8 protein-coding genes are annotated in these 12,069 nt (G+C 45.8%); 1 reads left to right on the top strand and 7 read right to left on the bottom strand.

Annotated elements, in window-relative coordinates; translation table 11 throughout:
- Positions 1-56: 56 nt before the first annotated feature.
- A complete protein-coding gene (locus ACWA2B_RS17340; RefSeq protein WP_029517165.1) occupies positions 57-1,223 on the bottom strand; it encodes a C40 family peptidase in 1,167 nt (388 codons plus the stop codon).
- Between the two features lie 191 nt (positions 1,224-1,414).
- Positions 1,415-2,284, bottom strand: coding sequence for a cation diffusion facilitator family transporter (locus ACWA2B_RS17335; RefSeq protein ID WP_029517164.1), 870 nt, complete (start codon positions 2,282-2,284; stop codon positions 1,415-1,417).
- 454 nt (positions 2,285-2,738) lie between these two features.
- On the opposite strand from ACWA2B_RS17335, the gene ACWA2B_RS17330 reads away from it, so the two are divergent.
- A complete protein-coding gene (locus tag ACWA2B_RS17330; protein ID WP_029517162.1) occupies positions 2,739-2,924 on the top strand; it encodes a hypothetical protein in 186 nt (61 codons plus the stop codon).
- Between the two features lie 182 nt (positions 2,925-3,106).
- Here ACWA2B_RS17330 and ACWA2B_RS17325 read toward each other — a convergent pair whose 3' ends face one another.
- The 5 genes from ACWA2B_RS17325 to ACWA2B_RS17305 all read right to left on the bottom strand — a co-directional run bounded on the left by ACWA2B_RS17325 (position 3,107) and on the right by ACWA2B_RS17305 (position 12,009).
- Positions 3,107-4,735, bottom strand: coding sequence for an ABC-F family ATP-binding cassette domain-containing protein (locus ACWA2B_RS17325; RefSeq protein ID WP_013311942.1), 1,629 nt, complete (start codon positions 4,733-4,735; stop codon positions 3,107-3,109).
- 283 nt (positions 4,736-5,018) lie between these two features.
- Positions 5,019-5,798 carry an ABC transporter ATP-binding protein gene (locus ACWA2B_RS17320; protein ID WP_449292459.1) on the bottom strand — a complete coding sequence of 260 codons (780 nt, stop codon included), beginning with the start codon at positions 5,796-5,798 and terminating at the stop codon, positions 5,019-5,021.
- Positions 5,788-6,771, bottom strand: a complete 984-nt coding sequence (locus ACWA2B_RS17315) for a FecCD family ABC transporter permease (RefSeq protein WP_039273670.1) — start codon at positions 6,769-6,771, stop codon at positions 5,788-5,790. Before ACWA2B_RS17315 ends, ACWA2B_RS17320 begins: the two co-directional genes overlap by 11 nt.
- A 14-nt stretch (positions 6,772-6,785) precedes the next feature.
- Positions 6,786-7,745, bottom strand: a complete 960-nt coding sequence (gene isdE, locus ACWA2B_RS17310) for a heme ABC transporter substrate-binding protein IsdE (RefSeq protein WP_449292458.1) — start codon at positions 7,743-7,745, stop codon at positions 6,786-6,788.
- A gap of 280 nt (positions 7,746-8,025) precedes the next feature.
- Entirely contained in the window at positions 8,026-12,009 is a 3,984-nt protein-coding gene (locus ACWA2B_RS17305; RefSeq protein ID WP_449292457.1) for an NEAT domain-containing protein, read from the bottom strand.
- Positions 12,010-12,069: the final 60 nt, after the last annotated feature.

The following is a 12,069-nucleotide window of genomic DNA, read 5'->3' as shown; positions in this document are numbered from 1 at the left end:
AACAGGGCTGTGGAACATCCTTTTTTGATGCAGCTTTTTAACAGTTAGCGGCGCTTTTATTGAATCACGCTGCCCCCAAACAGGAAACGGTCCTGCCAAGGCTTGCTGAAATCCGTAACTTTTACACCGCCACCCGCTACAGAAAACGTATGGAGAAGCTTGTTGTCTCCCAAATATACAGCTACGTGTGTAATCGTTTGGGAGGAGTTATCCAAGGACGTGTACGCCCCGGAAGATGCATTATAATTTGTAAAGAAGAGCAAATCGCCACGCTTCAGCGTAGTCATGTCCGTATTCGGCTGACTGTTTTGCTTGATCCACTCACCCTGTGAACGAGAATCTGCCGGAAGCTGGATACCTACAGCCTGACGGAAAATTTGACGGGTAAATGCCGAGCAATCAAAAGTAGCCGTACTGCTACGATCCGAACCATATTCATATGGAGTTCCGAGATAAGTCATCCCCGTGTTAATAACCTGCTCTATTGCAGCCGCTGCATCACCGGAAAATATGTTCATAGTTGACGCAGGAGATGCTGTCACAGGTATTGCAGTAGTATCAGGAGTGGTTGTCACCGGAGCAGACACAGGCTGCTGCACAACAACGCCCTCACCAATACGAATATACTGTGGAGACGAGCTGACGTAACCCACCGTACCACCAGCATTGGTAACCTTGAACCAATAGGCATTACTTGGATCGGTAATCGTAACGACATCCCCTGCATTCAAATAACCCAAAACCTCGGAAGAAGTGGATGCCTCCGCCCGCAAACGAACGGACGTTTGAATCGTAGCTTTCGTTTGACCGGCAGAACTATTCACTGAGGCCACAGCCTCTTTAGCTGAAACATTTTTAACTGACTCTGTGGCTTCCGATTTACGAGTGGTAGACGGGGTGACAGCAGCAGCGACGCTGGTAGCGCCAACTTTTATGTACTTGTCGGAGCTGCTAGTGTATCCGGTTACTCCATCAGAAGTCTTGATCTTATACCAATAGCTGTTGGTTTTCTCCAATACCGTTACGGCCTCTCCCTGCTTCATAAAGCTGACTACATCCCCTGTAGTCGAAGGACCGGATCTAAGCTTTACAGCCGCCTGAATAACCGCCTTCTGTCCCGTGGATGCTGTTGATGCCGCTGCGTCAACCTGACCCGGCGCCACATGAATTGCTGTCAACAGCGCGGCTGACGTCATGAGCATTCCCATCACGCGTCTTCTCAATGTTGCACCTCCTGGCTGTTTTTACGAATTTGAAGAGCATATCCAATTCCGACGAATATAGCCGGACATGCCTTCATTATAGTAAAAGCAGCAGGAAGAGAGATATAATCCAAACGTCACAAAAGGAAGCGTATACGCCTTTTACATATAGGTCTAAAGTCACTTTTAATACTAACTATTTAATAATTAATCTATAATTTGGGTTCTACATGGACATGGACATGCATCGTATTATGAACCTCTTGTAGGCGCTCCTCAATCCGGTCGCTGATCCGATGCCCTTCAATCAGGCTGAGTTGCGGATTCACCTCAATGACCACATCCACTAGTGCATGATTGCCGTGTACACGTGCCTTAACGTCCCGAATCCCCTCTACTCCAGGTATACGGGCAATCGTACTTCGTAAGTCAGACAGTTCTTGCTCATCAAATCCATCGGTCAAGCTGTGTGTGGAATCCTTAAAAATATCCCACGCTGTTTTGCAAATGATACATCCTACCGCGATCGCAGCTACAGTATCCAGCCAGGGTAGCCCGAACTGTGCGCCGATAATGCCAACTGCTGCCCCAACACTGACAAGTGCATCCGATAGATTATCCTTGGCCGCTGCCAGCAAAGCCTTATTGTTAATTTGCCGTGCCAGCCTGTTATTGTACAAGTACACTCCCAGCATAATCACGGCACAAATCACAGCTACACCCGCGGAGGTGATATCCGGTATTTGCTTTCCGCCCTTGAAAATGCTGCCGATCCCATCAATAAGCACCTGCAAACCGACGACAGCCATAATAAAGGACGCCAGCAGCGCCGCGATCGTTTCTGCCCGAAAATGTCCATAGGCATGGTCAGAGTCCGGTGGCTTTTGGGAAATTCTCAGTCCAACCAGTACAGCAACCGACACTACAATATCGGTAACATTATTGAAGCCATCCGCCCGCAATGCGCTAGAAGCAAATATATACCCGCTAATCAGCTTAAAGGCGGACAGCAAGAGATAAGCAGCAATGCTTACCCACGCCCCACGCTCACCTTTTCGGATTTCATCATAGACATTTACCACAACGTAGGACACTCCTTCAAATATATAGTTCCCAGCAGAACGACCTCACCGGGCCCAAAAATAAAAATAGCAGCATCGCTGCCTTGAACCCTCAACATTAACTTTTCAAACAAGCAGCGTAGCTATCCTGAAAATAACAATTCACCTTTGGGTAACTGTTATTTTTAGGATAGCAGACGAACTTTGTGTGGGTCTAGAGAAACAGTCTTTCCGCTCTGCATCGCTGTAGGAACAACGAAAAAGTATTGCCAGGCCCCATTCCTGTAGGTTACACAAAACATTTTTTCCTTCACACAAAAAACAGACGTTTTCTCTCCCGCCCCACCCCAGATGGGTGTTATCATTGTTGCCCTTGTCCCTTCTTTTAAAAACGTATAAAATGAGGACACAGCCGCGTTTTTCTTCAATCCAACATGATTGACATGAATCTGGCGGCAACAGGAGGAATTTATTCATGAGCGATGCCAATGAACCACGTAAAGTTAATCTCGCAGATGCCATTCGGGAAAAGCTGGCACAAAAAAAACAGCAGTCCGGCGCTTCACAGCAGGGCGGCTTTCAAGGCGGTTCCACCAAAACACTTAAAAGCCAAAATACGAAGAAGCCGAACAACCAACGCCGTCGTACAGGCGGATCATAAGCCACCTCATAGCCTTTATAGGGTACCAAAGGTCTGGCGAGGTCTATCTTACCTCACGGCCAGAGCCAAGTAAGCTATGGGCATGGCACAAAAACGAAAAAGAGGAGTCTCCCTGCCATCTCAATGGCCTAAAGGAGCTCCTCTTTCGTTTATCTAGTTGTTGAAGATAGCCGGTTGGAATTTTAGCCGATTTCTACCGGATACATACGTTCACGCAATTTCGCGATTTCTTCATTTTCCAAGTATTCATCATAGCTCATCGTACGGTCGATTACGCCGTTTGGTGTAATTTCCACAATGCGGTTCGCAATCGTTTGAATAAACTGATGGTCATGAGATGTGAACAATATAGTACCGTCAAAATCAATCAGACCATTGTTCAGCGCTGTAATGGACTCCAAATCCAAGTGGTTGGTCGGTTCTTCCAGCAACAGCACATTGGCACCGTTCAGCATCATTTTCGCCAGCATACAGCGAACCTTTTCGCCCCCGGACAGTACACTTGCTTTCTTAAGTGCTTCTTCACCAGAGAAAAGCATACGTCCCAAGAAGCCACGCAGGAACGTTTCGTCCTGATCCTTGGAATATTGACGGAGCCATTCCACAAGATTCATGTCCACACCTTCAAAATAGGTGGAATTATCTTTCGGGAAATAAGCTTGGCTAGTTGTAATCCCCCAAGAAAATTCTCCGCTGTCTGCTTCGATCTCGTTCATCAATACTTGGAAGAGCGTCGATTTAGGCAAACCGTTCGGCCCAACAAACGCGATTTTATCGCCTTTGTTCACAACCAGACTGAACTCATTCAGCACTTGCTCGCCTTCAACGGTTTTACTGAGGCGGTCTACTGTCAAGAGTTGTTTGCCTGCTTCGCGTTCAGGTTTGAAGTTCAGGAAAGGATATTTACGGTTCGATGGACGGATGTCGTCCAGCGTAATTTTATCCAGTTGTTTTTTACGTGAAGTAGCTTGTTTGGACTTGGAAGCATTCGCGGAAAAGCGCTGAATAAAGGCTTGCAGTTCCTTGATCTTCTCTTCCTTTTTCTTGTTGGCATCACGCGTCAAGGCAAGCGCAAGCTGGCTGGACTCATACCAGAAGTCGTAGTTGCCGACGTACATCTGGATTTTGCCAAAATCGATATCCGCAATATGCGTACATACCTTGTTCAGGAAGTGACGATCATGGGATACGACGATGACGGTGCCTTCATAGTCCATCAAGAAATTTTCCAGCCATTGAATGGATTCGAGGTCCAAATGGTTGGTAGGCTCATCAAGCAGCAAATTGTTCGGACGACCAAACAACGCTTGAGCCAGGAGAACACGTACCTTGTCATTACCACTCAGCTCAGACATGTTCTTGTCATGCAGGTCGCGAGGAATACCAAGACCGATCAGCAAGGAAGCTGCATCCGGCTCAGCATCCCAACCGTTCAGCTCCGCAAATTCGCCTTCCAGTTCACCGGCACGCAGGCCGTCTGCTTCAGTAAATTCTGTTTTGGCATACAGCGCATCTTTTTCCTTCATGATTTCATACAGACGCGTATGACCCATAATAACGGTTTCCAGAACCGGGAATTCATCGTATTCATAATGGTTCTGCTTGAGCACTGCCATCCGTTCGCCCGGTGTCATGTGAACCTCGCCTGAATTGGCTTCGATTTCACCGGAAAGAATTTTCAAAAAAGTGGATTTGCCCGCGCCATTCGCCCCAATCAGGCCGTAGCAGTTCCCAGGAGTAAATTTGATATTTACGTCTTCAAAAAGTGGGCGTTTCCCATAACGAAGCGTTACGCCGCTTGTACTGATCATATAAGCATACCATCCTTATCATTAGTTAAGTGCTAAACACAAAATTACCGACGGCAATAGTATAACACACAAAAGATCGGATTCGAACCGTAGTATAAGCATAACCGTCCCTGAATCTCATCCAATATCTTATAAATAAAATAAAAAATGCTTCTGTCTCCACGGTTGTCACCTGACAAAACACATGGACCAGAGCCATTTTCATGTTTTAAATTCGTTGAAATGCCGTGAGGACAAACGCGTTATTCAGTCGCAGCAATAATGTTCCGTATGCTTGTAAATGTCAGGAAGCCCCGACTCCTATCGGAATGAGATACATGCCCGCTTCATCATCCTGTTTGATTACGACCTCCACATCATAAACTGCCTGGATCAGTTCAGATGTAACGACCTCTGTAGGTGGGCCGTTCGCTATAATACGCCCTTCCTTCATGGCAATCATTACATCGCTATACCGAATAGCCTGATTGATATCATGCAGCACCATCACGATTGTCAGTCCATGTTCCTGGTTTAACTGCCGAATGAGCTCTAAAATTTCAAGCTGGTAGTACATATCCAAATAGGTGGTCGGCTCATCCAAAAATAAAATGGGAGTCCGCTGTGCCAAGGCCATTGCAATCCATACACGCTGCCGTTCTCCTCCTGAGAGTTGATCCAACGTGCGAGTTCTACGTTCGTTCAGGTTAGTACAGGCTATCGCCCACTCAATCGCCTCCTCATCCTCGTCACGCCTCGCTGTGAACATGTTCTTATGCGGCAACCTGCCGAAGCTTACGAGCTTTTCTACAGTCAGGTCGGAAGGTGCCTCGTTCTGCTGATGGACTACCGCCAATTGACGGGCCAGCTCCTTGGGCTTGTAGTGGGCTATCTCCTTGCCGTCCAGAATCACCTGTCCCAAGCGAGGAACAGCATTGTTGGACATCACGCTGAGCAGCGTCGATTTGCCGCATCCGTTGGGACCAATAATGGTCGTAATCCGTCCTGACTCAATAACAGCATGAATAGCATGTAGACGATCTGTTTTCCGATCATAAGAGAAGGTTATATCCCTAATGTCCATAGGTGCGATCCGCCTTTCTGATCAGGAATATCAGGAACGGCCCGCCAATGACGGCCATAATAATAGAAGCCGGGATTTCATTGGGAGCAAGCACCGTCCGCCCCAGAGTATCCGCGAGCAGCAGCAACAAGCCACCGCATAAGGCTGAAAATGGAATCAACCACTTATGATCCGAGCCAACTAGGTAGCGGGCACAATGCGGAACGAGCAGGCCGATAAAGGCAATCACTCCTGCGATGGCTGTAGCCGTTGCTGCAAGCAGCACTGCAATCACAGAAATCAAAAGTCGTGCGCGTGTTACATTGAATCCCAGATTTTTAGCTGTTTTATCTTGAAGGGACAAGAAATTGCACCAAGAGAACACGAGCATGGCCAAAATTAGTCCAATCCCGCCATAGGTCACAATAACCTCGACATCTACCCATTTTTTCATAGACAAGGTTGAAGTAGTAACCTGGTTAATGCTGGTGACCGCATAACTGCCTCGATAATTAAATGACTGACCTAAACCAGAAAAAATGGCATTCACAGCTACCCCGATCAGAATGAGACGAATCGGATGCAAGCCGGATCTCCATGAAAATCCATAAACCATTAAACAAGCTATCGCACCGCCAATAAATGAAAAGAACGGCATCCAGAAATAAAGCATTGGAAAGACCGTCACCGCAATCAGCGAGATCAATGCTGCTCCCGAAGAAATGCCGATAACTCCGGCATCTGCCAGCGGGTTTTTCATAACAGCTTGCAGCAAGACACCCGCCACTGCAAGTGCTGCACCTGCCATCACGGCTACGATAATTCTCGGTAGTCTCAGGTCCTTGACCACATTCACCTGATCATCTGTACCTGTCCACAATCCGGTGACCAACTGACTCAAATCCACCTTGAGACTACCTGTCATCGCTGAATATAACATGACGCCGACGAGCAAGACCATTACAACAATAAGACTCCAACCTTTTTTGGACATGTCATCAGCTTCCTTTAATTCGAAGGATACAGCATTTTCATCAGCTCATCTAGCGCCGAGTTTGCCGCTAGATTCCCTGTTGTGCCAAACAACGGTTCAGGCAGATCATAGACATGCCCATTTTTCACAGCGTTGAAATGCTTCCAGATATCGTTGGTTTTGAACTCTTCATCGAACATTTTCACTACTTCATCCGGCATCCCGTGTGCAGCGCGCAAAATGATATCAGGGTTGGATTGCTGCAAGGCTTCGGTATTGTGGGCAATGAACTCCACCTTCTCGCCCTGAACCACATTTGTTCCGCCTGCAATTTTAACCAGATCCCCAATATAAGAATGCTCGGTAGCCACCAGATAGCTTCCCGGTACTCCCAGCAAAATCAATACTTTAGGAGATTTCTTCCCTTTGATCTTTTGTTGAATCTCAGTTACTTTGGCATCCAACACTCCATTAATCTCTTTGGCCTTATCGGCTTTGCCAAACGTGTCTCCCAGCTTTTGAATTTCTTTTTGCATATTCGCGAGACTTTCAAAATTTAAAAATTTGGCATTGATTTTCAAATCTTTAAATTTAGGCTCCAGATCATATTTCAGTGTCGTCACCGACAGTACATCCGTCGGCTTCAATGACATCACTTTTTCCATATCAGGGCTCATCGGATTACCCACATCAGGCACATCCTTGTAACGGTCAGGCAGCACTTTCGTGCTTGTCGGCTTACCTGCCAAATCCAGGCCCAGCGCATCCGTGATTTCCGCAATGGCTACCGTAGTCGCCACAATACGAGGAGCTTGAGCTTTACCGTCAGACGACTTTCCGGTTGCATCAGATGTTGCCGCTGATTTCGAACCATCGCTCTGATTCTGTCCAGCCTGTCCTCCTCCCGAACATCCGGCCAGCAACAAGATCACGATGCCGATTAACATATACAAACAAAACGATCTTCCTTGAGCCCATGCTATATATCGTTTCATGAAAATCCAGTCACCTCAATTCAAAATATAGAACTGCATTAGGAACCCTAACTTTTCGGGTATCAGGATTTAGCAAAATTCGACTCCAGTCGCTCCAAAGTGCAATATATAGACGAACTAGACTGTTTGATCTACATATTGTTCACTAGAAGTCGCTTATTGGATTTTTGCAAATTCCTCGGGTATGTAAATGCTGACAAGTCTTGACGCCGAGGCACCAAGACTTGCTTGCATACAAACTTTGCTGTTATTCGGGCTTCATTGAGGTCACAACCTGAGGCTACTTCGCTTTCAGGCTTGCTTCATCAAATTGGAACTGAACTGTATACCAGTGATCATACGGCACTCCGCCAAGAACCAAGCCAGGCACAATAACGTGTGTGTAAGCACTGATTTTCTGGGACAAGTCCCCTACCTCGAATTGAACGACACGTGTATCGCCGGATGTCGAGATCACTTCTACATCTTTCAGGGTACCGTTTTGCTCCACTTGTAAAGTTGGCATCCAAGAACTATTTTTCAATGTCACTTGGATATAGCGCTTGTCTCCCTTTTCAATCAGTGTGGCTGGCTTGTCGAGATAACCGTCCATAACGGAAGCTTCACTCGTTTTGTCTTTAAATACGTTGTAATTAATCGTGTATTGCTTCTCGGAAGCCATTTGAACCGGTTGCTCAACTACTGGTTTGGTTTCAGCTACAGATGCAGTTGTTTCTGCTGCCTTGTCCGTAGAAGCTACTATCGGTTCAGTAGGGGTTACGGTTGTAGCTGTATTGACCCCCTCACCTTTAAGCGATGCACGGTCAAATTGAATCTGTCCGCCGAATTTCTCATTTAGAATGTATTTCTCAGGCAGATATACCTGTGTGTACACACTTAACTTCTTATCCAGATCAGGTACTTCGAACGCAATCGTGTGCGTGTCACCTTTAGTGTCCGAACCCATAATCATCGGATTGGCATAACGGCCTTCAAAATCCGTTTGGAATAGCTTCAAAGCCTGGTTGTCCGTAACGGTTACATGAGCCTGAACCTTGCCATTTTTCACAATCAACTTCGCTAGACTCTGCACAAAAGGAGCCACTAGAGAATCCTTGTCTGTTCCGTTCGCCAGTACACGGAAGTTCGCAGTGTACTCTCCATCGGCCAAGTTATTTTTCCCCTGTTCTACTTCGTCTGCTTTGGTTTCGTTGTGATAAGATACATTGCTGGTATCGAATTTAAATTCAAAATCATATACCTTTTCTACTCGATCCTCCGCCTTGAAAACCATCTGAGCGCTACTTGCCACTTTAGGAGCTTCGTAGACAACCAGTTGGCCTTTTACATTGCTCTTAAAGTCACTTACGCTAAAACGAACATGCTTCGTATTGCTTGCTGCATCTTCCTGGGTCACTTCTGCATCTCGGTAGTCCCCGCTTGCGTTGTCCCAAATACGCAGCGCCTTCACTTCATTGCTGTTTTGCAGCTTCAGACCTACAAACCGTTTGTCGCCTTCCACGACCAATTGCGCCGGTTCGTCAGTGATGAAGCGTTGAGCCTGTGAATCTGCTGCTGTTGAGCCATCTGACAAAACAATACTGAATTTCAAAGCATATTTACCATTGGCAAGCTTGTCAAAATCCAGTTTAATCATGGGATCAGCCGCCCCTGAAGAGGTAGGCTCAACAAAGCTTCGAATGGTAGCAGGCTCGAATTGGAACTGCACATCATACACGTGATCATATGGGATACCACTCAAATCCAATCCAGGTACGATGACATGCGTATTCACTGTCACTTTATCCGACAGATTTGGCACTTCAAATTGTACTGTTCTTGTATTTGCGGAGCTTGATTGATCGACAACCTGAGCCTCTGCACCATTTACTTTGAACGTTTTGATCCAGCTGCTCTTGTCCATTTTGATCTGAATGATATTTTTACCAGACTGTTTTAACAGTGTGGCTGGCTTTTGCATATATCCATCCATCACAGATATTTCATTGCTTCCGTTTTTGAGTACGGAGAAATCAATGCTGTATCTGCCATTTTCAACTGGGGTTGTGGTTCCGTTATCCGGTCCTTTAGCTGTAATGCTGCTGCGGTCAAATTGCAGACGAAGCTTATGATCCATCTCATAAACCCCACCTGGATAGGTCGTGCTCACATGTACCTGTGCATTCAGAATAGCGTCCAAATCCGCCACTTTGAATTTCACAACACGTGTATTAGCATTCCTGTCCTCACTAACGATATCTGCATCCGTAAGTGTCCCGCTTTGTTCTGTTTTAAACTCTGTCACGGTGGTGCTGTCTTTGATGGTAAAGGAGGCTTCATACTTGCCTTTTGATACCGTCAGTGTGGCCGGAGACAATAAATATTGCGCCATGGCCGATTTTTGATCTTTGATTGCGTGCAGCGCATCGAAGTTGATTGAATACGTTCCATCAGCTAAATTCTTTCCGGGCGTGCCTGGTGTGCCTGGCGTCCCAGGATCAACCGGGGTTGTTGCCGCTCCTAATTGAAGATCGACATCATAGGTTTCTACATAGTTCAGCTCAGGCCAGTTGATGCTTACCCATGCATTCAGTTTGGCAGGCACTTCCTTAACCTCAAATTCGATAACACGTGTATTCGCCGTTTGATCTTCACTTACTACGGTCGTGTTGGTCAATACTCCATTTTGTTCTACTTTAAAGCCGTCAATTTGTTTGCTGTTTTTCAAAGTGAACTGTACATATTTCTTGCCTTTACGTTCAACCAGAGTACCCGGTTTTTCTGTATATCCATCCATCATAGACTTTTCACTTGAACCGTCTTTTAACAGCGTGAAGTCCAGATTTGACGTTACTGGAGTTGAACCGTTGTCCGTTCCCGAGATACTGTTTTTATCGAACTGAAGCCGAAGTTTATGGTCCATCTCATAAACCCCACCTGGATAGGTCGTGCTCACATGTACCTGCGCATTCAAAATCGCGTCCAAATCCGCTACTTTGAATTTCACAATACGTGTATTGGCGGTCTTGTCCACACTTACAATATCTGCATCCGTCAACGTTCCATTTTGTTCAGTTTTGAATTCCGTCACTGTAGTGCTGTCTTTAATGGTGAAGGAAACTTCTTTTTGTCCCTTCGCTACCGTCAAAGTTGCCGGAGACAACAGATACTGTGCCATGGCTGATGGCTGATCTTTTGTGGCGTGCAGGGTATTAAAATTAATAGAATACGTTCCATCCGCCAAATCTGATGGGGCGGGTGCAGAAGACATCTGAAGATCTACATTATAAGTATGCACGTAGCCCAGCTCAGGCCAGTTGATGCTCACCCATGCGTTGAGCTTGGCAGGCAGTTCTTTCACTTCAAACTCGATCACTCGTGTATTCGCAGTTTGATCTTCACTTACAACAGAAGTGTCGGTTAACACCCCATTTTGCTCTACCTTAAAACCATCAATCTGTTTGCTGTTCTTTAATGTGAACTGGGCATATTGTTTACCTCCACGCTCAATTAGTGAGCCTGGTTTCTCCGTATACCCATCCATCATAGACTTTTCATTGGTTCCATCTTTCAAAAGGGTAAAGTCCAAATCAGAAAGTTTTTCTCCTGCATTAGGAGGCGTCACCGGTGGTGTTACAGGTGGAACCGTTGGATTCTCCGTTGAGTTTTTAAGTCTCAAGCTGGAAGGATCAAACTCAATCCATTCCTTCACTGAACGATCTGGATCGGTATCTACATACCACGGAGAACTGCTATTAAATCCAAACTCCGTATTTACATTTTGATGAAAATCATAAACATCGAAGCTTACAGTCCCGGAAGCTTTCCCAGAATCCACCTCTATTTTTGCGGGAACTGTTTCCCCGTTTTGTTCTACTAAAAATTTCGATAGTCCTTGAGTTTCCGCAAACTTAAATGAAAAATGGTATTTTCCATCCTTAATGATCAAATCTCCAGGATAGGTATAGTTTGTTTTGAAACTCGAATCTCTGGTGCTACCGCTGACTGTCTTTCTTAAAGGTTTGTAATCAATCAGGTATTCTCCATCTGCATAGGTCGCATCTGTGGTAGTTACAGCATTGGTAGGCTCAGCATATGTGCTGGGTACTTCTACCGGCATCTCATAAGTAGCATAAGTAGCACTAGTGACTGTAGTGCTTGAATCAGTCAAATTTTGGGAAGTGGAATCAACTTCAGGGGTTGCTCCTACGTATGGTGAAAATAAAGAAAACAACATTAGAATAGCAGCGAATGTCGTAATGTATTTGTTAAATCGGCTTTTCAAGGTGATGTATCCCCCTACTTAAAATATACTCATTTGGAGCATTGAAAGTAAGCTCCAATG

Source organism: Paenibacillus sp. CMM36 (assembly GCF_053570945.1).
This window is presented reverse-complemented; position numbering and strand designations above follow the sequence as displayed.

What these genes read in the sequence shown, in the direction of transcription:
- ACWA2B_RS17315 (WP_039273670.1), bottom strand. Translation starts at nt 6,771, where the DNA reads ATGTCCAAAAAAGGTTGGAGTCTTATTGTTGTAATGGTCTTGCTCGTC.
- ACWA2B_RS17330 (WP_029517162.1), top strand. Translation starts at nt 2,739, where the DNA reads ATGAGCGATGCCAATGAACCACGTAAAGTTAATCTCGCAGATGCCATT.
- ACWA2B_RS17320 (WP_449292459.1), bottom strand. Translation starts at nt 5,798, where the DNA reads ATGGACATTAGGGATATAACCTTCTCTTATGATCGGAAAACAGATCGT.
- isdE (WP_449292458.1), bottom strand. Translation starts at nt 7,745, where the DNA reads ATGAAACGATATATAGCATGGGCTCAAGGAAGATCGTTTTGTTTGTAT.
- ACWA2B_RS17325 (WP_013311942.1), bottom strand. Translation starts at nt 4,735, where the DNA reads ATGATCAGTACAAGCGGCGTAACGCTTCGTTATGGGAAACGCCCACTT.